The organism is Halomonas sp. A3H3 (assembly GCF_000982975.1).
Lineage (GTDB): Bacteria > Pseudomonadota > Gammaproteobacteria > Pseudomonadales > Halomonadaceae > Vreelandella > Vreelandella titanicae.
The window spans coordinates 2,975,020-2,995,453 of the sequence record NZ_HG423343.1 but is presented as its reverse complement, the minus strand read 5'-3'; the positions used below and the strand labels follow the sequence as shown (position 1 = coordinate 2,995,453).

Below are 20,434 nucleotides of genomic sequence, written 5' to 3'. Positions count from 1 at the left end.
TCACAAAGTGACAGGGGCTAATGGGCGCTCGGTTAAACAGGCGGCGACGATACTCAATGCCTGAATCAGTTCACTGCGATCCGCCGCGGCCCCAACACATAGCCGAATCGCTTGGGGCGCTGGCGTGCTCCCGACACAAAAGGGCTCTGCGCTGCTGACCTTAACGCCCCGCTGCAGTAGCCGTTCACACAGCTCTACGGCCCGGCTCCCCTCTGGCAGCGCAAGCCATACATTGCTGCTGTGCGAACGCCCGCTTAAGGAAAAATCTTTTAGCCATTCGGCAGCCAACTGCTGACGCTCCGCGAGCTCCTGAGTTTGCCAGGTAAGTAATTTTTCCGCCGCGGGCTGATTAATCCAATGGCAAACCACATCGACCATTAGCGGTGGCACCATCCAACTCTGAGCGCGAAGGCCTGTCGCTAACCGCTCGTGCAAGCTTTTAGGCGCACGCAGTACGCCAATTCGTAGCCCACCCGCCAGCACTTTAGCGGTACTAAACACAAACAGCGTGCGCTCCGGCGCAAGCCTGTAAAGGGGTGTACCGCGCTGCTCAGCGGGTAGATACTGCACGCCATCTTCAATCAGCCAGATATCGTAGCGCCGTGCCAACGTTACCAGTCGCTCGCGGCGCGATTCGCTTAAACACGCGCCGGTGGGGTTGTTCTGTTCCGGCGTTAGATAAATCGCTCTAGGTGGCTGCCGGGCACACTGCGCCTCAAGCAGATCCATGCGCATCCCTTCACTGTCTTGACCAATGCCTACCAACTTTAGATGCCCCTGCTGCGCAGCGCTGATGGCACCGGGATAGGTCAAGGCATCAGCGGCCAACAGCTCGCCCGGCCTTAGCAAGGTGCTGAGCGCCAAACTAAGGCCATGCTGCCCACCCTGGGTAATGAGCAGCTCATCGGCCATCAGCGGCATACCCAAAGTATTTAACCAGCGAGCGAGTACTTCACGATGCTCATGACGCCCCTGGGCCTGTTGGTAAGTAACACCACGTGCTAATGCTGCCCCGGATTGACTTAAAGCGACCAGCGCTTCGCTCAACAGCGTCTGCCGCAACGGGTGGGGCGGTGGCAGGCTAAGGCTTAAATCGATCACACCGGCCGTTTCGTCAGCGGGAAACGTCAGGCTAAAAGCATTGTTTTGGTCTTGGCTCTTCACATAGGTGCCGCTACCCACCCGTGCCGACACCCAGCCATTGCGTTCAGCCTCAGCGTACCCCCGGGTTACCGTGCCAATGGTCACACCTAGCGCATCCGCCAAGCGGCGCTGGGGCGGCAATCGCTCCCCTGGCAGTAGTGTTCCCGCCTGGATAGCGGCTTCAATGGCACTGGCAATAGCGCGGTAACGTGAACCAGAAAATTCAGCTAGCGAAGGCACCCACATTGTCATGGTGACAATAAAACCTTTGACGTCAATTTAAACCCCATTATGCTAGCAAAAGCGGCAACAAAACAATCCTTACCACCAAATTGTATGGATACAATAAATGAATAGCGAATGGGTAATCCTCGGTCCGGCCGCGCTCTATATGATGTCGATGACGCTTACCCCAGGGCCGAACAACGTTATGCTTACCGCCTCTGGCGCTAACTTCGGCTTTAGGCGTACGCTGCCGCATATGTGGGGGATTTTAGGCGGCTGCTTTTTGTTGTTTGCAGGTATAGCACTGGGCTTGGGCGTGCTGTTTGAACGCTACCCGGCGATTCAAACGGCACTGCGCTGGATAGGCAGCGCGTATTTGCTCTATTTGGCTTGGAAAATTGCCAGCGCCCCGCCGCCCAATCTTAAGGCGCAGACCCATAGCGTACCCTTCACGTTTTGGCAGGCAGCGGCGTTTCAGTTCGCCAATCCAAAAGCGTGGGTAATGGGGCTGGCACTGATGGCGGGTTTTCTACCCGAAAGCGGCCAACCGGTATTTAATGCGCTGCTACTGGCAGGTTTTGCGGAGATGGTGGCTCTGCCCTGCATTGCCTTATGGGCGGCTTTTGGCACAGCTATTGGGCAGTGGATCAAAAGCGACGGCGCATGGCGGGGGTTCAATATCACCATGGGATTATTGACCGCCGCCTGCGTTGTGCTGATTTTAAGGTGACAAAACGTTAGCCACAGCGCAGATCTTCAATCATATCCTGATCGTCAAGATGCACATTCAAACGATCCGGGCGGTGATCCATGGTGGCCATATCACCAGGGCGAAGTACACGCACTTGTCGCGCACCGCTATCGCTTTGTAACTGTGCAGCGTTAGCCTCATCGAAAGGCTCACCGATAGCCGATTGAATCGCGTCTAAATCACAGGTGGCGGCGTACTCATCACTGGCGCCATTCGCCCCTACCGTTGGCGGCGGTGGCGCTGCGTCTACGTCATCGTTGGCAGGGGAAATCGGCATTTGCGAATTAACACAGGCTGTTAACAGCAGCGCACAGGCGCTAACAGCGGCAAACTTAACCAAAGAAGTACAGGGTTTCATCCTTGAATCTCCAAAAAGTAAGTTATGGGGATAGGCTATAAAACCCCACGGGCCAGGCGTTAGCCTAGCTCGTGGGATGCTACCATCTTTCATGCAACCTTAACTTGCTGCATCCTGGACAGCTTGACCACCCTCTTCAACATCCTGGCCAGCGCCAGCAATAGTATTGCAACCCGTTAGAACGCCCGCTGTTATCAGCAGCATAAAGCTCATGGCTAATAATTTTTTCATTTTCCGTTCTCCTTAACGAATCATTCAACATCGGGAAACTCCACTGGCAGCGTAATTTGCCACTTGGGAGTTTTTTCAGGGTAACAGCGTTTTGGCAATCGCGCTCGCTTTCCCTACTTCACTTCGCGGCTGTTATGCTAATAATTATTTAAACCGCTGCCTGGAGGCTATGATTTGATCAAATTCGAGCTAGATGAACGCCTTGCTGCCGACACCTTACCCATCGCAGACCTGCCGCTTAGCCGCGTGCTGTTAATGAATGACGCGCGCTACCCCTGGGTGGTTCTAGTACCACGCCAGATCTCTATCAGCGAGGTGTTCGAGCTTTCGGCCCATGACCAACAACAGCTTTGGTATGAAGCCACTCAGCTAGGTGAAGCAATGAAAACAGCGCTTAAGGGGGACAAAATCAATATTGCCTCGCTAGGCAATGTGGTTAGCCAACTGCATGTACACGTTGTGCTTAGACGGCACAGCGATGCGACCTGGCCGGCACCGGTATGGGGCAATGGCAGCCCCGAACCCTACGACCTGGATGGCCAGGCGCAGTTACGGGATCAGTTACTGGCACTTATCGACGGGCTTGATATATAGACGACTTTTACCCCGTTAATGGGTGGCCTTGACGAGCAGGTGGCTCATTGAGGAGCGGCCCACTGGCAGGCTGTGCGACGCCCGCAACACTAAGCGAAATCCCTAGTACTACTATCAGCGCACCACCGGCCAAGGCCACCCAGCCGGTGGCTTTTTGTACGCTGCGCTGGCTGTACTGCTGCTTGGATAAGCGCCGCTGCGCCCAGCCACGGGCAAAAATGCTCGCCAGGGCAAGCGCTGATACGGTTATCCCAGTGCCGATCGACATGGCCACTACCGATGCTACCCCCACCTCAAACTGACCCAGCAAGCTGGCTGCCCCCAGCATTAATACCGCCCCACTACAGGGACGCATACCAATGGCGCCGACCGTCATCATCGCCGTACGCCAATCTAACGTCTGATGCGGTTCAATATGGTGAGCACCACCGCAACAGTGGCTGTGGTCATGACCATGGCTATGTTCGTGGTTTGGATTATGTTCATGGTCTTGATTATGTTCATGGCCTGGGCTGTGCGAATGAGCCGCTCGCTCCGGCTGATAGGCTCGCCGCAACTGCTTGACGGCCCGCCAGCATAGCCACGCCCCTAACGCCGCCACCAGCAGAAAACTAGCCTGCTCGACCCAGGCAACGCTACCCATGGCCTGCCGGGTTATCCAGCCTAGGCCGTAAACCAGCACAACGACCAGCGCAATGGCGGTCACGCCTTGCAGTAAGGAGGCAGCAAAAGAGAGCCCCAAGGCGCGCTTTACCGCACCGCCGTGGGAGGCTAAGTAGGTCGCCAAGACGGCTTTACCGTGCCCCGGCCCGGCGGCATGAAAGACGCCATAAGCGAAGCTAATGCCTAGCAGGCTCACCCAGGTCGCCATGGTGGGGGTGCGCGACAGTTCGGTAATCGCCAGCGTTAGCGAACGGTGCAGATCACGCTGCCAACCAAGTAGCTGATAGCTCACGCTCTGAAACCCGCCTTGCCAAACGATGATGAGCACTGCTGCGGCTAGCAGCAGACCCAGCATTAACCCTAATTGACGTGTAAAGGGCCGTGTTAAAAACATTTAACCGCTCCACCGAAAAAGCTGTTATAAAGTAACAAGGCCATAAAATAGCACGGCTCTGCCTGTTTTCGAACAGCGCCTAGCGACAATCAACTTGACCGGTTTCGGCAAAATAGCGCCCCAAGCCGGGCTCACCACTCTCATCTTTATCGAGCAGCGCCGCTTGCATCACCAACTCAGGGTCGGGATCCGCGGGGAGAATAGACAACTCACAGACAGGCTCACCGTGAAGTATCAGTGCATCATCCCGTGGCTGGCCACCTTCCTCCTCGTGCACCACTTCGATGTAGTAGGTGGGGTCAAACACTTGGTAGCTAAGCATGGCATCTGTCAGCGGTTGGGGCGCTTCCAGCGGCAGGATAAACATAAAGGTAAGCCGCCCATCCCGCTCCATGGCGGTATATTCGCTTACCTCACCCAACGCCTGGTGTTCACCATTAATACTCACTTCGGTTAAATAGTGCTGCGCGGCGAGATTATCGCGAATCTCTTTGCCAAGCTGATCCAGCCCCTCCTCTAGACTGGCGTTTTCCACCTGCTGTAGTTCTTCAAAAACGACCAGGCTGTAGAAGGGATCCATCCGCCAGGTTTGATGCAGGCCACTCACCATGCCCTGATCATCGGTGATGACCCGCACACTCAGGTCGATCCAGCCGTGAGGGTGGGCACGGGCATCGGGGCTGACCACAAAGCCACTCATACCCAAGCAAACGGCTACTGCGGTACCCGCCCACTTCATGGCGCGACACCTAATTTATGTTGCAAGGCGACAAGCCAAGGGTCGAGCAAATAGGGCGGCAAGGGCTGACTTCCCTTCAGCGCCGACACACTAACGCGGCTGCCCCTGCCCTCTTCGCTTACCTGCAGTTGCAGGCGATACTCCGGCCAGCGGGCAAGGGATGCCTCGGCGCGCCCCAACGACAGATCCGCATGGCGTACCACATAGCCCTGCTCCACCATCAATTCCACGGCTTCGCGGAAGGTTTCCTCTGCAGAGGTAGCGTAAACCAGTTCACGGGGTTCCAAAGGCGTTGTCGTCGCGCAGCCAACCAATCCACCCAGTAGCCCGATTAACAACCAGTGGCGCATTCTCATAACGGCCTCCCAGTCGCAGGGACGGTTTGCGTAAAACTGGTTTGAAAGCGCTGACAGAAATCGTCGTTGCTGGCACTGTAGGATTCACGCAGATCACCCCAGTGATCGAAGCGGCGAATATCTCGGGATATACGTATATGCGTGTCGTCCACCAATAGCGATACACGCTCCACCTCCACCGGCTGCTGGCCCACGCCACCGCCATAACCAATCCCCCCGATGCCAAAACCGACACCGGAACCACCGCGGCCTATGCCCACACCACCAAACAGGCGCATTCCACGCCCATAGCTGTAGGCATCGTCGTAAGGATCATAATAGCCGTGCAGTGGCCGTTCGCGGCTGGCGCTGATCAAGCCCAGGGAAGTATCGGTAGAGTTCAGGGTAAACCCCCACTCGGTGAGCACCTCAACGCTGGTTTCCAGCGCCCGCTCATGGGTGGCGGGGAAATAGCACGAAGCCGCTGGCGCTGGTTCCGCTTGGGGCAGACGGTCAGGAACCACTTGGCAGCCAGCAAGTACCAGCAGACAGGTTAAGCTTATGGGTATCGACTTCATGTTAGTCCCTCTAAATGGGCGAGGCCGCTGGTTTGGCGCAGGCTAGCGCGCTAAGCTCGCCAAAGGTGGTCATACTTAACTGACATTGTAGGGTAATGAAGACACCGTATTGAAGACACCGTTTTGCGGAGATCGTGCTAATGAATGTTTTGCTTTGCCCCGACAGCTTCAAAGATGCACTAAGCGCCCAAGACGCCGCAACTGCCATGGCGCGAGGCGTGCAGCGCGCTGCACCTGAGGCGCACGTTCAAGTCTGCCCTTTAGCGGACGGCGGCGAAGGCAGTCTAGACGCACTCATCGCCGCTACTGGTGCCGAGCGGCGCCAGCTAAACGTTCAAGATGCCCTGGGCCGCCCTCGTCAAGCAGCCTGGGGATGGCTGAGCGACCAGCGTACCGCGTTTATTGAGCTGGCTGAAGCCAGCGGATTACAGCACTTAGCGGCCGACGAGCGTAATGCGCTACACACCTCTACCTTTGGGGTGGGTGAACTACTGCTGGCGGCACTGGATCAAGGTGCAGAAAAAGCGCTGCTGCTGCTTGGCGGCAGCGCCACCAATGACGGCGGCGCAGGCATGCTGCAGGCACTGGGCGCGCGCTTTTTAGATCAACACGGCGAACCGCTTCCCCCCGGCGGCGCGGCGCTTAACCAATTGGCTAGCTTAGAACTCGATGGGCTAGACCCTCGGTTAGCCAAGTTTAGCCTGGAAGCCGCCGTTGATGTGGACAACCCGCTGCTAGGCGAACGTGGTGCCAGCGCGGTATTTGGCCCGCAAAAAGGTGCATCACCTGAAGAAGTCGAGCAGTTGGATCGTGCGCTTGGTCACTTCGGCGATATCAGCGCTCATGCATTAGGCGATGATTATCGAACACTGCCGGGTGCAGGGGCCGCGGGCGGCATGGGGTTTGCGGCCAAGGCTTTTTTAAATGCCACACTAAAGCCCGGCATTGAGATGATTATGCAGCAGGCCGACATGGCGATGCTCTTGGCCAAAGCAGATCTAGTGATTACCGGCGAAGGCCGTTTGGATGGGCAGAGCCTGGCGGGAAAAACGCCCATTGGCGTTTCCCGTGCCGCCAAACGTCTCCACAAACCCGTTATCGTGCTGGCGGGCAGCCTAGGCGATGGTTGGCAAGCCTGTTTTGATGAAGGCGTCACCGCCGCTTTCGCGTTAGCCGATGGCCCCATGACGTTAGCTGACGCACTACCGCGCACCGCTGAGCTACTGGAAGCGCGCTGTGAAAGCCTGCTTCGGCTGTGGGTACACAGACCTTGAAATGTATGTAGACCTTGAAAAAAGCGCTCAACGCCAGCATCTAATAAATCAGCAAAGGGTAACGGCAGTGGCTTAATGTCGAAGCATCAATGACAAAGCGCTAATTTCAAAGATCTAATGCCCAAGCTCTATGGCAGCGATGCAAAAAACTTGTTTTGCACCGCCCCAAAGACACCCTATTCTGGAAGCACGCATCAACCGCCGCCTACTGTGGCATAAAGAGGAAGCAGGATATGACTGATACCAACAGCATTGGCCTACACGAAGGTAGCGCTAGTCAACTCGCCGAAAAGCTAAACCACCTGCTGGCCAACTACCAAATTTTCTATATGAACGTGCGCGGCTACCACTGGAATGTTCGTGGTAACGATTTTTTTGAACTGCACGCCAAGTTTGAAGAGTTTTACACCGACCTGCTGACCAAAGTGGACGAGGTTGCCGAGCGCATCCTGACCCTGGGTCACAAGCCGGTACACGCTTACAGCGACTACGTAACGCTATCGCGCATTCAGGAAGATAAAGACGTTCACGACGGTAACACCTGCGTCAAAGGCGTGCTCAAAGGGTACCAAACAATCATTGAGCTGCAGCGTGAACTGCTGTCGCTAGCCTCTGACGCCGACGATGAAGGCACCGCCGCACAAGCCGGTGACTACATCCGCGAGCAGGAAAAAACCATCTGGATGCTCAACGCCTATTTAAGCAAGTAAGCGTCATCTTTTGAGCTAAGAACGGCACCTTCGCTGCGTAGGTGCCGTTTTTGTGTTCGCGTGGGACGATCAGCGCTGATCGGCAAGATCCTCGATCAACGCCCGCAGCAGCGGCCAGAACTCTTCCACAGAGGCTAACTCCACCCGCTCATCCGGTGAGTGGGCGCCGCGAATCAGTGGCCCAAAGGAGATCATATCCAGCTGCGGGTATTTGCTGCCAAGAATACCGCACTCAAGCCCCGCGTGGATGACCTTCACCTCCGGCTCACGGCCCAGCAGCGCCGCATGGCGGGCTTTAAAGGTCGCTAGAAGCTCGCCATTCGGATTCGGCGCCCAACCTGGGTAGCTGTTCTCAACTTTTACCCGTGCGCCGATCAATCCAAACAGCGCTTGAAAGCGATCCCCCATGGCCACCACCGCACTGTCGTGGAGTGAGCGTACCAGTGCGCAGAGATGTAACCGGCCATTTTCCAGGCTTAGCACGCCCAGGTTATTGGAGGTTTCCACTACGCCTGGCACATCCGCGCTCATCCGCTCGACGCCACAGGGGGCAGCGTGAAGCGCGGCCAGCAGCATAACGCTGGCGTCCAAGGTTAGCGGCTCCGCGTCGGGTATCTCAGTCAGACGTTGGGCGCTAATTTTAAGGCCGCTGTCGCCACTGCCTAACTCTCTTAACAGAATCGTTTCCAGCCCGGCGATAGACACCATGGCCGCATCCACTTCATCGGCGGGCAGCGCCACCTGGGCAAAGGCTTCCCGGGGAATCGCATTGCGCAAGGTGCCGCCTTGGTAGCTAATCAAGCGCGCATCAAACGCCTCGAGGGAGCGCAGCACTCTAACCAACAACCGGTTGGCGTTACCCAGCGGCTTATGGATATCCGCGCCGGAGTGGCCACCCTTCAGGCCGGTCAAGACGATTTCGATCACCCGTTCGTGGTCGCCAGCGGCGGCACTGGGCAGTTGGGCATCGACTTCAACGTCGGCCCCGCCCGCACAGCCAATATAGACCTGCCCCCGATCTTCGCTATCCAGGTTGAGTAGCAGCGAACCTTCGAGCCAATTTTCAGCCAGGTTCAGAGCGCCGCCCATGGAGGTCTCTTCTTCCAAGGTGAATAGCGCTTCCAACGGTCCGTGGCGTAAACCAGGGTCTTCCAGCACGGCGAGAATCGCCGCCACGCCCAATCCGTTGTCCGCGCCCAAAGTGGTGCCATCGGCGTGCAGCCAGCCGTCGGCCACATAGGTACTGATCGGGTCGCGGGTAAAGTCGTGAGCATGATCGCTGTTGGCCTGGGCAACCATGTCCAGGTGGCCCTGGAGTACCACGCCGGGCGCCTGTTCGCAGCCAGGAGAGGCTGGCTTAAGCAGGCGTAAATTACCGAAGGTATCCCGGTCGTGGGCGAAGCCTTGAGCATCAGCCCAGCTTTCGAGGGTAGCGACGAGTGCCGCCTCATGCCCAGAGGGGCGCGGCGTATTACAAAGCGTTCGAAAGTGGCGCCAAACCAAGGAGGGCTCAAGCGCGTCAAGATGTGCGTTCATAAAGACTCTTCGTTATCGGTAACCAATCTACTTTACCTCAATGAGGCTGTTGACAGCGAGGCGCAGGGATTTCACTGCGTCGTTATGAGCATCCGCCAGAGCGATATTTTGGAACGCCCAGGCAGATAATTGTTGATGTGCCTGCTGTTGTGTCTCAGTTAAAGCGCGGTGGCTGGCTACGCGGACCAAGGCTTGCAGAGCCGAGCGGGCAAGAGCGGGGTCGCGATGGGCGGTCGCTACGTCCTCGATATCCTGCCACTCGCGGCCACTCAGTGGCATGCTTGGCATTTGAGCGAGCAGCACTACGAGCACTGCTGCGGGTAGCGCCTTGAGTTCAAAAGCCAGCAGAGCTGGGAGCGCCGTCTGGAAGCGCTCACTAAGATCAGCAAGCACCGCCTCGCCCTCTGAATTCAACGCTTTGGCCACCATAACAGCGAACTCCCCGGTGGATGTCTCCCGAGTAATCCCTAAGCGTACCGGCGTAAAACCCAGCGCCAGCCAAAAGCGCAGCAGTGACGCTTCAGCGCCGAAGGTCGCGCCATAAAGTGCAGCACCTTGCTGCTTGGCAGCGTCCATATCCTCGCCTAGTAACGCTTGCCCCAAGCCTTGGCGTCGCCGCTCGGGGTGGGTAGCGATACGTACCACGCGACGCCAGCGGGCAGTCAATGCCTCACGGCTACCGGCATGGGTTGCCAACGATTGCGCCAACAAATGCCCCTGGGGACGTCGTTCACCGCGGGCGACCCGGTCGGCAAGAGTGGCCTCAAAGCCGCCCTCTTCACGGGTGACCAACACCGCTTGAGGTTCACCTGCCTGCTCAATCATGCGTAGCTGAGCACCCGGGCTGTCAAGCAGTTGGCGCAGGTCATTGGGAGAGGTGCGGTAGTGCGACTGTACCAGCAGCCCAAACAGCTTCTCCAACATAGCGTCTTGATGGGCGAGGCGAGCTCGATCAATCACCTTGGTTGCCACTGCGCTGCCATCCGTCTGAGCGCTGGGCAGCGGTGCTTTTAACAACAGCAGTTGATTGACCAGAGCTTCCAACGGGTCGCCGCTGCGCCAGCGGATCGGTGCGTTAAGCGTTAGCGCTTTCCACTGGGGCGTCAGGCGATCAAGGGTCGCGCGAAAGCGCAAGGCGAAGCCTCTTCCCGACCCCTCATAGCCGTGCACCGTGGTGGCAAAAGCAATACGCGGAAAGACCGCGAGCCACTGGCCCAACAGTGCAGCGGGAATCGCCGCCGCCTCATCGACCATTAGATAACTGCCATCACCGCCCTGCTGCTGAGCGTTAACCTGCTCGGTGAGCACATCCGGGGGTAAAAAAATCAGTTCGCTGCCCTCGGCCAACACAAAGTGGCCGGTAGCGACACGACGGCCGTCCGGGCAGAGTGCCGCTACCCGCTCGAACACGCTCTCCACCGCACTCAGCCGCGGCGCGGTGAGCACTACTCGTTGGGCTTTGTGGGTCAGCAGCCGAGCACAAGCAATGCCCAGCGCGGCGCTTTTGCCGCGCCCACGATCAGCGGTTATTACCAACGGGCGGCGGCGCTTTAAGCCAACCAGCTGTGTCACTGCGTAGGCTTGGTCTGAGGTCAGGCAGTCGCTATCGCCACTTGCGGCTTCATCTGCTTTGCGCACAGGCAGTCGAGGTAGATACAGAGTCTGGTCAGCGCGCCAGCGCACTACCTGAGGCGAGGCCTGCAACTGACGCGCCAAGCGCGCCAGGTAGTGGCAGCTCAGCTCTGACCAGTGCCAGGGATGATCAGCAAAACGTGCGTAGTCTGGATCTGGTGACTCTCCCCACGGCTGCGGGGTGAGCAATACCAGCAAACCACCGGCGGTGAGCGTTCCCGCCAGCGCCCCCAAGGCTTCGGGATCAAACCCGGTGCTGTGGGTGTCGAGCACTACCAATTGGTGCTCTGCGCCCAGGCGCGTGCGCGCCTTGCGTGGCGAAAGGTGTTCGCTCCCCACCCATAACGGCGCACTCCAGGGGTGGGCTTGCCATAAAGCCTGCGCAAGGGATTGGCACTGCTCGGCATCGCCGCTTAGCCACACAAGCTGGCGCCAGCGGCGGCGGGCCAAACTCTGCGCATGATGAACCAACGCCGCCACCATCCGCGCTTGCGGTTTATTTTCTAGCACATGGATATTTAACAAATGATTTCCTGCTCCAGCGCGACTGCTTCCCATCACGTTACCCTATTAAGTGTGTAAGTGTGCCGCTAAGCCTCTTATGGAGCACCTTATGCTTACAACTTTGGTTGAATAATTTAACTCCTTTCAACGTTCTTGAGCGACGCAACTACTCATCCCGATGCCGAAAAAACAACATAACTATTTGTTTTAATTAAACCAACAGGGTTTTCCCATAAAAACCAACGGCTGAAATCTCTTACATTACTGATATTGCACTGCAGCGGGGTTGTTGTGCTAATTTAGCTCTGCAGCGCTAAAACCCATGTTTACGTAAACGTAACCCAGCAGCGCTGCACTTTCCTGCATCCAGGTACCCAACACTAATAACGCCACGCGCCAAACCAGGAAATACATCATGAAAACAATGAACAAATTTGCCCTCACCGGCCTTGCCGCTGGTATTGCCTTCGCTGCCTTAACGACCACCGCCCAAGCACAAGAAGAGTGGACAATGACCAGCACCTGGCCGGAAAACCTTGACCTGATCAAGATTGACCAGCACTGGGTGGAACTGGTCAATCAATTGGCGGGAGAAGAGCTACAGATCAATTTCCGCGCAGGCGGTACGCTGATGCCCGGCACAGAAGTATTTGACGCCACCGAAACGGGCAGCATTGAAGCCGCAGGCGACTGGCCGGGCTATTGGGCCGGCTTGAACCCCGCTTTTTCACCACTGGCCACGACCACCAGCCTGTTTAATGGCGTTGATTACCTTAACTGGATTCAGCAGTGGGGCGGCCGCGAGCTGTACGAAGAGATCTACGGCCAGTTCAACATGGTTTATCTGCCTTACGGCATTACCAACAATGAGTCGGGCTTTATGGGCCGCACCCCGATTGAAAGCATTGCCGACCTGGAAGGCAAGCGTCTGCGCCTTTCGGGCCGCGACCAGGGCCGCGTACTCGAAGAGCTGGGCGGCTCGCAAGTCACTCTGGCGGGCGGTGAAGTCTACCAAGCCATTGAACGCGGCGTTATCGATGCGGGTGAATTCTCCACCCCTGGCGTTGATTTCAATGCCGGTTTTGCCGAAGTGGCTGACTACTGGGCAACCCCCGGTTGGCACCAGTCTGCCAGCGTATTTGGCGTAATGATCAATAAAGACGCCTGGGACGCGCTCTCAGAAGAGACCCAAGAGACTCTGCGTATTGCGGCGGATGCCACCATGGCATGGTCACTAGCCTGGTCTGAGCGCCAGTCGACCGAAGCCACACAGAAGTTCATCGACGCAGGCGTCACGATCAATCAGTTCTCTGAAGAAGATTTGGCGCGCATTCAGGAAGTCACCAACGAAGTGATTCTGCGCGGTGCTTGCGAATCTGCTGACCACGCTAAAGTCTACCAGTCGATGATTGCCTACCTTGAGCACTACGCAACCTGGCGCGATGTTTCCGCTCCTTTCAACATGAGTCGCGTGATGGATAACCTGCCCTCACTGGAAGAGATCGAAGCCTGCCTGTAAGGCGCTTCTGTGCCGCCTTGGTGTTTGCCAGGGCGGTTTTTTTGTGCTGACCGCGGAGATCTTCCATGAATGCGATTGCCAAGGCGATCGATGCCATCAATGAAGCTTTTGGGCGTGTCATCGCTCCATTGATTGCCATCATTACCCTGATTGTTCTTTATGACATTGCGTCACGTTTTCTGTTTGGGCGCCCTAGCGACTGGGCATTTGACGTGACCAAAATGCTGTTTGGCGCCCACTTTATGCTAATGGCGGCCTATGGGCTCAAACATCATGCCCACGTGGAAGTCGATATATTAAAACGTCTGCTGTCGCGCAAAAAGCAAGCGGTGCTTGAAGTGCTTGGTTACCTGATTTTCTTTGTCCCCTTTATCTGGATGCTGATCACCCTGGGCTGGAGCTTCTTTGAACGCGCCTGGAGCCGCAGTGAAACCACCTATGGCATGGTCTCAATCCCGGTCTACCCGATCAAAGGGGTGATTGTGGTCGCCGCTATCCTGATTCTGCTGCAGGCAATTGCCATTGTGCTGCGTGCCATCATGCAGCTTCGTGAGGAGGCATCAGCATGAACCTAAGTCCTGAAGTACTCACGCTGGTGATGTTTGGCGGCCTGATGGTGGGGCTGTTTATGGGCCACCCGTTGGCGTTTGTGCTAGGCGGTGTAGCCGTTATCGGTGCCTTTCTTGGCCCCGGCGAGCGCATTCTCGGCACCCTGATCAACAATATTTTCGGTAACGCCATGGATAACTATGTCCTGGTCGCGATACCGCTATTCATATTGATGGCGAGGTTCTTAAACGACTCTGGTGTTACTGAGAAGATGTTTGACGCCATGCGCCTATTGCTGGCCAACCTGCGCGGTGGCTTGGCGCTTACCGTGGTCATTGTGTCGGTGCTGCTAGCGGCTACCACCGGTATTGTTGGCGCTTCAATTGCGGTAATGGGCATGATTGCTCTGGTGCCGATGCTCAAGTATGGCTACAACAAAGAGCTGAGCGCAGGCGTTATTATGGCCAGCGGCTGCTTAGGCATCTTGATTCCGCCCAGCATCATGCTCATTCTGATGGCCAGCTACTCACCGGTTTCCGTGGGCGCACTGTTTGCTGGCGCGCTGATTCCCGGCCTGCTACTTGGGGTCATGTATGCACTCTACGTACTGATCATCTGCTACATCAAACCGCACTATGGCCCTAAGGTACCAGCCGAAGAACGCGCCGAAGTCAGCACTAAACAACTGCTGATCATGCTGGCCAAGTATGTGCTTCCCCCCATGTCGTTGATCCTGGGCGTGCTGGGCGCGTTATTTACCGGCGTCGCCACCGCCACTGAAGCATCCGCTATCGGCGTCTTTATCGCCTTTATCCTGTTTATGATCTTCGGCGACCGCAAAATCAGCACCTGCTTCTGGACGATGATAGAGGCGGGCAAGACCACCACCATGGTCATGCTGGTACTCGTCGGTGCCACGGCCTTTACCGGTGTGTTCTCGCGTGGTGGCGGCATGACCGTGATTAGCGACCTTGTGCTGGCAATGCCTGGCGGCACCATTGGGGCACTGATCCTGATGCTGTTCCTGGTATTTATCCTGGGCATGTTCCTGGATTGGACCGGCATCGTACTACTGAGCTTCCCGATCATGCTGCCCATCGTCGAAACCATGGGCGTGGATATGCTCTGGTTCGTGGTGATGGTGGCGGTAGTACTGCAGACATCGTTCCTGACCCCGCCCTTTGGCTATGCGCTGTTCTACTTAAAAGGCGTGGCACCACCTGGGGTCGAAATCGTCGATCTGTACAAAGCGGTCGTGCCTTTCGTCGCCTTGATTCTGCTGGCCTGTACGCTAATGGCGTTCTTCCCGTGGTTGATTACCGGCCTGCCTAGAATGCTGTTGGGCGGTTACTAGGCCCTCTGAACTTAAAGCTTAACGTCCAACCATTATGGCCCGCTTCGGCGGGCTTTTTTGCACCACCTACCCGCCTGCAAAGCTGCAGCAGCGCAGCGCCAGTGCTACTATTCACGCCCGTCACTATTTCGTATTGAGTTTCGCATTAAGTGTGCTGCGCTACTTTCCGGCTTTCTATTACTGCTTTTAGTCAAGGCAAGGAGTGTTCGCTTGCTCAGATCCAGCTATCGCGGGCTATTCGCCTTCTCCTCTTCACTTAGCCGTCGCGCTAGCCCCTGGTCGATTGCCCTGATAGCAGTGGCATTCGTAGTGGCGCTGCCTGTGCTGGTGGTATTTGCCCATATCGCAATGCCCACCGATGGCGTTTGGCAACACTTGGCCAGCACCGTACTTGGCCGTTATTTGAACAACACCTTCTGGCTCGTTGTGACCGTAGGACTCGGCACGCTTATCATCGGTACCGGGACGGCCTGGCTGGTGGTCATGTGCCGCTTTCCCGGCAAGCGGCTATTCGAGTGGGCGCTACTGCTGCCGTTAGCAGTACCCACCTACGTTATCGCCTACGCTTACACCGACTTTCTCCAATTTGCTGGGCCGTTACAAAGCCTACTACGCGAGACATTTGGCTGGGAGTATGGCGACTACTACTTTCCCAATATTCGCTCCCTTGGTGGCGCCGCGACGGTGATTACCCTGGTGCTTTACCCCTATGTCTACCTGCTGGCCCGCGCCTCGTTTTTAGAGCAGTCGGTCTGCGTGTTGGATGTGGGCCGCACTCTTGGCCGCGGCCCCTGGAAACTGTTTGCCAGTATCGCCGTACCGTTGGCACGCCCGGCGCTGGTGGGTGGGGTATCGCTGGTTCTGATGGAAACACTTAACGAGTTTGGGGCGGTTCAGTTCTTCGGCGTGGATACCTTTACCACCGGCATCTACCGCACCTGGTTTGGCATGGGTGAACAAGTAGCGGCGGCGCAGCTGGCGGCGTGCCTGCTCACCTTCGTGATTGTGCTAGTGCTGCTGGAACGCTGGTCACGGGGTAAGCGCCGCTACTTCCACACCACCAATCGCTATCAGCAGTTGCCCGAGTACGCGCTGCACGGCTGGCGCGCTGCTGCGGCGACACTAGCCTGCTTGGTGCCGGTGCTGGTGGGTTTTTTACTGCCCAGCGGCATTCTGCTCAATCTAGCCCTGCAAGGGGGCGATTCGCTCTGGGGCTCGCGATTTATTGGCTACGCCTGGAACAGTCTGGGGTTGGCAACAGTGGCTGCGCTAATCGCCGTGGGCTTGGCCGTTGTGCTGAGCTACGGCGTACGCATGCACGATACGACGTTTGCGCGGGTGGCTTCTCGCGTAGCCTCTATGGGCTACGCGATTCCCGGTTCAGTAGTCGCGGTGGGTATTCTGATTCCGTTTGCCTGGTTGGATAACGCCCTCAACACCTGGCTGAATAATCACTATGGCTACATCGTTGGCCTGGTCTTCAGTGGGTCGGCGTTTATTTTGCTATACGCCTACGTCGTGCGCTTTTTAGCTGTCTCGTTCAATGCCGTTGAGGCGAGCTTAGGCAAAGTGACCCCCAGCATGGATGCCGCCTCGCGCACCCTGGGTCAAACGGCGGGGGGCACGCTGCGCCATATTCATACACCAATGATGCGCAGCAGCCTGTTGGCGGCGGGAATTTTGGTCTTCGTTGACGTCATGAAGGAACTGCCCGCGACGATTATTCTGCGCCCCTTCAACTTCGACACCCTGGCCGTGCGGGCGCATAATCTCGCCTCTGACGAGCGATTGGCCGAAGCATCGACCTCGTCATTGGCAATTGTGGTAGTGGGCATCCTGCCGGTCATTCTGCTTAGCATGGCCATGCGCCGCTCACGTCCCGGCGCTCAGTCGTAAAAGCTAAATGCCAAGCACTAATTGCTAGGCCACAAGGGGAAAAACAAATACCTGTGAAAGGTCGAGGTGGATATCCACCGGCTGCCCCTCCGCGGGTAAAAACACCCCAGGTACGCGGGCGTGCAGGTGGGCCTCAAGGCCGTTTCCACCATGGGCACACAGGTGTAGCAGGCTGGTGCGCCCCAGCAGCTTCGCCATTACCACATGGCTATGGCGGTGCTCATCCGCAGGCAGTTCACGCTCAACAATACGCAGCGCCTCAGGGCGAATCATGACCTGGGCGTCGCTGCCTTCCGCTAGCCCACCGGCCGGCACCCGCCCCACGGGCGTGTTAACCGCGCCGTTATGCACCTTGCCCTGTAGTTCATTGACGTCGCCAAAAAAGGTCACGACAAAAGGGTCTTGAGGTGAGCAGTAAAGCTCTCGCGGCGTTCCCGTTTGCACGATCCGGCCATCCCGCATTAGCGCGATGCGATCGGCCATAAACATGGCCTCTTCGGGGTCATGGGTCACCAGCAACGTCGCCGCGCCGACTTTTTTAAGCACGTGCAGCGTATCGTCGCGGATTCGGTCTCGCAGCCGCGCATCAAGGCTTGAAAACGGTTCATCCAACAGCATTAAGCGCGGAGATGGCGCCAGCGCCCGTGCCAGGGCCACCCGCTGCTGCTGCCCCCCTGAAAGCATATGCGGGTAAACATCGATATACGCAGCCATACCCAACTGCTCAAGCAGTTTGGCCGCCCGCTCCCGACGCTCGCGAGAAGCTAAATGTTTAAGTCCAAAGGTGACATTTTCCAAAACGGTTAAGTGGGGGAAAAGTGCCGAGTCTTGAAACGCCAGCCCGACATTACGTTTCTCAGGCGGCACGTGACGCTGGCCCGGGCCTGCAATATAAATATCCTCTAAGGAAACGCTGCCCTCTTGCAGCACTTCAAGGCCCGCAGCGATACGCAGCAGCGTTGTTTTGCCACAACCAGAGGGCCCCAATAGGCAGACCACCTCGCCTGGAGCAACGCTTAAATCCACCCCTTTTACAACCGTATGGCCATCATAAGCGTGGCGTACATTACGCAGGGTTAACGCCGAAGAGCCAGGCGCTGCCTCAGCAGCCCTTCTTTCAGTTACCTTTAGAGTTGCCGTCATAAATCACCGCTATTAATTAGCACTGTCTGAATAGCACTTTCCAGGTGAGCAAACCGCACCTCTAAAAGACTAAACGCGGATTCAGTACATTTGAAAGTTGTTTGCATTCTATTTTTAATTGCCCCGATATGCACGTACCACCTTTTGGGTAGGCATTTGCTCTTGACTGAAGGCATACGAAACGCTTCAATAAAAATGTTAATAATGTAACTTATTATCATTCAATAAATAAGGATGTGCTTGATGAAAACCGTACGCTTTGTTGCTCCGATGGCAGCGATGATGGTGGGCGCTACGTTTGCCGGTCAGGTCGTGGCAGACGAGCTCAACCTTTACTCCGCACGCCACTACGACTCTGACGAGCGCCTCTACGATGCGTTCACCGAAGAGACAGGCATCGAAGTCAACATCCTTGAAGGCGACTCCGATCAACTGATCGAGCGCATTCAGCGCGAAGGTGTGGCCAGCCCTGCAGACATCATGCTCACCGTCGATGCTGGCCGCCTCTGGCGCGCTGAAGATGAAGGCATCTTCCAAAGCGTCGAGTCGGACGTTCTCAACGAGCGCCTGCCCGAAGCCATGCGCCACCCTGACGGCCTGTGGTTCGGCTTTAGTCAGCGCGCACGGGTTATTTTCTATAACCGTGAAAACTTCGATCCGAGCCAGATCACTAGCTACGAAGACCTTGCCGACCCGCAGTTTGAAGGCAAGGTGTGCATTCGTTCTTCCAACAACATTTACAACCAGTCGCTGCTGGCCGCAATGATCGAGCACCACGGCGAAGAGGGTGCTGAAGAGTGGGCCCAGGGCGTGGTCAATAACATGGCGCGGGATCCGGAAGGTGGCGATACCGACCAGATTCTGGGCGTGGCCAGCGGCGAGTGTGACATCGCCGTGGCTAACCACTACTACTATGTTCGCCTGCTAAAATCCGACGACGACGCCGAGCGTGAAGCGGCTCGCAAAGTGGGGATTATTTTCCCCAACCAGGATGACCGCGGCACTCACGTGAACGTTGGCGGAGCCGGTGTGGTGGAAGGTGCGCCTAACCGCGAAAACGCCATTCGCTTCCTCGAATACCTGTCTTCCGACACTGCTCAGGAAATTTTCGCCTCCGGCAACAATGAGTTCCCGGTAGTTGACGGCATCAAGAAAGACCCGGTGCTGGAATCCTGGGGCAACTTCAAAACGGATGACGTGAACATCAGCGTACTGGGTGAGAACAACCCTGAAGCGATCCGCATTTTTGATCGCGTCGGCTGGCGTTAAGCCCCCCTGCCCGCATTGAAGGAAGAACCTCGCTAGCCTGGATTTCTCACAGGGTATAAAAGAAAGCGGCTGAAAGTGCTATGATTTCAAGAACCTAACCAATCCATCAAGCACCAACAGCCGCTTCCAAAATGGTACCTGAAAAGCTGACCTTCTCGCCACTCTCACGCCGCCAAATTGAAGCCGACTTCTCCGGGGGCCACATCACGTCGGACGCCGGATTACTCCTGCTTCGTGAAGTCGATAAACACCATCGCCTGACACGCCGCTTGGCCACCGTGCTTCATGATCCCCGCGCACCGGAACAGCTTCGTCATAAGCTCGACACTCTGGTTCGTCAGCGGGTGTTCGGTGTCGCCGCTGGCTACGAAGATTTCAACGACCATGAGGCCCTGCGCTATGATCAGGCCCTCCAGACAGCGCTCGGTGAAGAGGATACGCTGGCAGGCAAGTCAACGCTGTGCCGGGTGGAGCAGAACGCCGATCGGCAAGCAATAGTGAAGGCCCATGAGTTGCTGTGGCATCACTTCATTGAACAGCATGACGAACCACCCAAGGAGATCGTGCTGGACTTTGATGGCACCGACATCCCCGTGCATGGCGAGCAACCCGGCAAGTTCTTTAACCGTTATTACGATCACCACTGTTACTTCCCGCTGTATGTCTTCTGTGGGCGCCACTTACTGGTGAGCTATCTGCGCACCAGTGACCGCAGCGACAGCCGCCATAGCTGGGCGATCCTCGCCTTACTGGTACGCTTTATCCGTCAATACTGGCCCGATACGCGCATCGTGTTACGAGGTGATAGCCACTTTTGTCGTCCCCGGATGCTGAACTGGTGCGATCGGCATCACGTCGACTACATCGTGGGAATCGCAAAGAACAGCCGGCTGCTCAAGGAAGTGGACGTCCCCATGATGCTGGTGCGCAAGACCCAATGGCAGGTGGGAGGGAAAGTAGCGGGGACGTTCCGCTTCCAGTATCAAGCCCGCTCCTGGAAATACCCACGCTGGGTGGTGGCCCGCCTAGAAGAAGGT

General features: G+C 56.8%; 20 protein-coding genes. 10 read left to right on the top strand and 10 right to left on the bottom strand.

Annotated features, from left to right (window positions below):
* Entirely contained in the window at positions 1 to 1,395 is a 1,395-nt protein-coding gene (locus HALA3H3_RS13225) for an aminotransferase-like domain-containing protein (protein WP_009287462.1), read from the bottom strand.
* 97 nt (positions 1,396 to 1,492) lie between these two features.
* Here HALA3H3_RS13225 and HALA3H3_RS13220 point away from each other — a divergent pair, with 97 nt between their 5' ends.
* On the top strand, positions 1,493 to 2,098 hold the full coding sequence (locus tag HALA3H3_RS13220) for a LysE family translocator (protein ID WP_022522075.1): 606 nt from the start codon (positions 1,493 to 1,495) through the stop codon (positions 2,096 to 2,098).
* A 7-nt stretch (positions 2,099 to 2,105) separates the two neighbouring features.
* Here the strand turns inward: HALA3H3_RS13220 and HALA3H3_RS13215 are convergent, their stop codons facing one another.
* Positions 2,106 to 2,477 (bottom strand): I78 family peptidase inhibitor, encoded by a 372-nt coding sequence (locus HALA3H3_RS13215; RefSeq protein WP_022522074.1) that lies wholly within the window; start codon positions 2,475 to 2,477, stop codon positions 2,106 to 2,108.
* 99 nt (positions 2,478 to 2,576) lie between these two features.
* Positions 2,577 to 2,708, bottom strand: a complete 132-nt coding sequence (locus tag HALA3H3_RS13210) for an entericidin A/B family lipoprotein (RefSeq protein WP_053856985.1) — start codon at positions 2,706 to 2,708, stop codon at positions 2,577 to 2,579.
* 174 nt (positions 2,709 to 2,882) lie between these two features.
* Between HALA3H3_RS13210 and HALA3H3_RS13205 the strand changes: the two genes are divergently transcribed.
* Positions 2,883 to 3,302: an HIT domain-containing protein gene (locus tag HALA3H3_RS13205; protein ID WP_022522073.1), complete on the top strand. Its 420-nt coding sequence runs from the start codon at positions 2,883 to 2,885 to the stop codon at positions 3,300 to 3,302.
* Positions 3,303 to 3,309: 7 nt separating this feature from the next.
* On the opposite strand, the gene HALA3H3_RS13200 is transcribed toward HALA3H3_RS13205, so the two are convergent.
* From HALA3H3_RS13200 to HALA3H3_RS13185, 4 genes are all read right to left on the bottom strand, one after another.
* Entirely contained in the window at positions 3,310 to 4,359 is a 1,050-nt protein-coding gene (locus HALA3H3_RS13200) for a nickel/cobalt transporter (RefSeq protein WP_022522072.1), read from the bottom strand.
* Positions 4,360 to 4,438: 79 nt separating this feature from the next.
* Positions 4,439 to 5,098, bottom strand: coding sequence for a DUF1007 family protein (locus tag HALA3H3_RS13195; RefSeq protein WP_022522071.1), 660 nt, complete (start codon positions 5,096 to 5,098; stop codon positions 4,439 to 4,441).
* The gene (locus HALA3H3_RS13190) at positions 5,095 to 5,454 is read right to left on the bottom strand and encodes a hypothetical protein (RefSeq protein WP_022522070.1); all 360 of its coding nucleotides are present in this window, start codon (positions 5,452 to 5,454) and stop codon (positions 5,095 to 5,097) included. Before HALA3H3_RS13190 ends, HALA3H3_RS13195 begins: the two co-directional genes overlap by 4 nt.
* Positions 5,451 to 6,011, bottom strand: coding sequence for a hypothetical protein (locus tag HALA3H3_RS13185; RefSeq protein WP_022522069.1), 561 nt, complete (start codon positions 6,009 to 6,011; stop codon positions 5,451 to 5,453). Before HALA3H3_RS13185 ends, HALA3H3_RS13190 begins: the two co-directional genes overlap by 4 nt.
* A gap of 140 nt (positions 6,012 to 6,151) precedes the next feature.
* Here HALA3H3_RS13185 and HALA3H3_RS13180 point away from each other — a divergent pair, with 140 nt between their 5' ends.
* A complete protein-coding gene (locus tag HALA3H3_RS13180) occupies positions 6,152 to 7,285 on the top strand; it encodes a glycerate kinase (RefSeq protein WP_022522068.1) in 1,134 nt (377 codons plus the stop codon).
* 233 nt (positions 7,286 to 7,518) lie between these two features.
* Positions 7,519 to 7,995, top strand: coding sequence for a Dps family protein (locus tag HALA3H3_RS13175; protein WP_022522067.1), 477 nt, complete (start codon positions 7,519 to 7,521; stop codon positions 7,993 to 7,995).
* Positions 7,996 to 8,064: 69 nt separating this feature from the next.
* Here HALA3H3_RS13175 and HALA3H3_RS13170 read toward each other — a convergent pair whose 3' ends face one another.
* A complete protein-coding gene (locus tag HALA3H3_RS13170) occupies positions 8,065 to 9,531 on the bottom strand; it encodes an aminoacyl-histidine dipeptidase (protein WP_022522066.1) in 1,467 nt (488 codons plus the stop codon).
* Between the two features lie 27 nt (positions 9,532 to 9,558).
* Positions 9,559 to 11,646 (bottom strand): tRNA(Met) cytidine acetyltransferase TmcA, encoded by a 2,088-nt coding sequence (locus HALA3H3_RS13165; RefSeq protein ID WP_053857191.1) that lies wholly within the window; start codon positions 11,644 to 11,646, stop codon positions 9,559 to 9,561.
* A 436-nt stretch (positions 11,647 to 12,082) separates the two neighbouring features.
* On the opposite strand from HALA3H3_RS13165, the gene dctP reads away from it, so the two are divergent.
* From dctP to HALA3H3_RS13145, 4 genes are all read left to right on the top strand, one after another.
* Positions 12,083 to 13,186, top strand: coding sequence for a TRAP transporter substrate-binding protein DctP (gene dctP, locus HALA3H3_RS13160; RefSeq protein ID WP_009288576.1), 1,104 nt, complete (start codon positions 12,083 to 12,085; stop codon positions 13,184 to 13,186).
* 65 nt (positions 13,187 to 13,251) lie between these two features.
* A complete protein-coding gene (locus tag HALA3H3_RS13155) occupies positions 13,252 to 13,755 on the top strand; it encodes a TRAP transporter small permease subunit (protein WP_022522064.1) in 504 nt (167 codons plus the stop codon).
* Positions 13,752 to 15,089, top strand: coding sequence for a TRAP transporter large permease (locus HALA3H3_RS13150; protein ID WP_009288578.1), 1,338 nt, complete (start codon positions 13,752 to 13,754; stop codon positions 15,087 to 15,089). Before HALA3H3_RS13155 ends, HALA3H3_RS13150 begins: the two co-directional genes overlap by 4 nt.
* Before the next feature lie 210 nt (positions 15,090 to 15,299).
* Complete coding sequence (locus HALA3H3_RS13145) at positions 15,300 to 16,985, top strand: ABC transporter permease (RefSeq protein ID WP_022522063.1); 1,686 nt, start codon at positions 15,300 to 15,302, stop codon at positions 16,983 to 16,985.
* Positions 16,986 to 17,009: 24 nt separating this feature from the next.
* Here HALA3H3_RS13145 and HALA3H3_RS13140 read toward each other — a convergent pair whose 3' ends face one another.
* Positions 17,010 to 18,128 (bottom strand): ABC transporter ATP-binding protein, encoded by a 1,119-nt coding sequence (locus tag HALA3H3_RS13140; protein ID WP_022522062.1) that lies wholly within the window; start codon positions 18,126 to 18,128, stop codon positions 17,010 to 17,012.
* A gap of 243 nt (positions 18,129 to 18,371) precedes the next feature.
* On the opposite strand from HALA3H3_RS13140, the gene HALA3H3_RS13135 reads away from it, so the two are divergent.
* The gene (locus HALA3H3_RS13135) at positions 18,372 to 19,397 is read left to right on the top strand and encodes a Fe(3+) ABC transporter substrate-binding protein (RefSeq protein ID WP_022522061.1); all 1,026 of its coding nucleotides are present in this window, start codon (positions 18,372 to 18,374) and stop codon (positions 19,395 to 19,397) included.
* A 131-nt stretch (positions 19,398 to 19,528) separates the two neighbouring features.
* The coding region (locus HALA3H3_RS13130; RefSeq protein ID WP_053856984.1) for an IS1380 family transposase at positions 19,529 to 20,434 on the top strand (906 nt) is incomplete at its 3' end.

Bases quoted from the DNA above. Each gene is read 5' to 3' on its own strand.
- HALA3H3_RS13225 (WP_009287462.1), bottom strand. From the start codon at position 1,395: ATGACAATGTGGGTGCCTTCGCTAGCTGAATTTTCTGGTTCACGTTAC.
- HALA3H3_RS13220 (WP_022522075.1), top strand. From the start codon at position 1,493: ATGAATAGCGAATGGGTAATCCTCGGTCCGGCCGCGCTCTATATGATG.
- HALA3H3_RS13215 (WP_022522074.1), bottom strand. From the start codon at position 2,477: ATGAAACCCTGTACTTCTTTGGTTAAGTTTGCCGCTGTTAGCGCCTGT.
- HALA3H3_RS13210 (WP_053856985.1), bottom strand. From the start codon at position 2,708: ATGAAAAAATTATTAGCCATGAGCTTTATGCTGCTGATAACAGCGGGC.
- HALA3H3_RS13200 (WP_022522072.1), bottom strand. From the start codon at position 4,359: ATGTTTTTAACACGGCCCTTTACACGTCAATTAGGGTTAATGCTGGGT.
- HALA3H3_RS13195 (WP_022522071.1), bottom strand. From the start codon at position 5,098: ATGAAGTGGGCGGGTACCGCAGTAGCCGTTTGCTTGGGTATGAGTGGC.
- HALA3H3_RS13190 (WP_022522070.1), bottom strand. From the start codon at position 5,454: ATGAGAATGCGCCACTGGTTGTTAATCGGGCTACTGGGTGGATTGGTT.
- HALA3H3_RS13185 (WP_022522069.1), bottom strand. From the start codon at position 6,011: ATGAAGTCGATACCCATAAGCTTAACCTGTCTGCTGGTACTTGCTGGC.
- HALA3H3_RS13180 (WP_022522068.1), top strand. From the start codon at position 6,152: ATGAATGTTTTGCTTTGCCCCGACAGCTTCAAAGATGCACTAAGCGCC.
- HALA3H3_RS13175 (WP_022522067.1), top strand. From the start codon at position 7,519: ATGACTGATACCAACAGCATTGGCCTACACGAAGGTAGCGCTAGTCAA.
- HALA3H3_RS13170 (WP_022522066.1), bottom strand. From the start codon at position 9,531: ATGAACGCACATCTTGACGCGCTTGAGCCCTCCTTGGTTTGGCGCCAC.
- HALA3H3_RS13165 (WP_053857191.1), bottom strand. From the start codon at position 11,646: ATGGTGGCGGCGTTGGTTCATCATGCGCAGAGTTTGGCCCGCCGCCGC.
- dctP (WP_009288576.1), top strand. From the start codon at position 12,083: ATGAAAACAATGAACAAATTTGCCCTCACCGGCCTTGCCGCTGGTATT.
- HALA3H3_RS13155 (WP_022522064.1), top strand. From the start codon at position 13,252: ATGAATGCGATTGCCAAGGCGATCGATGCCATCAATGAAGCTTTTGGG.
- HALA3H3_RS13150 (WP_009288578.1), top strand. From the start codon at position 13,752: ATGAACCTAAGTCCTGAAGTACTCACGCTGGTGATGTTTGGCGGCCTG.
- HALA3H3_RS13140 (WP_022522062.1), bottom strand. From the start codon at position 18,128: ATGACGGCAACTCTAAAGGTAACTGAAAGAAGGGCTGCTGAGGCAGCG.
- HALA3H3_RS13135 (WP_022522061.1), top strand. From the start codon at position 18,372: ATGAAAACCGTACGCTTTGTTGCTCCGATGGCAGCGATGATGGTGGGC.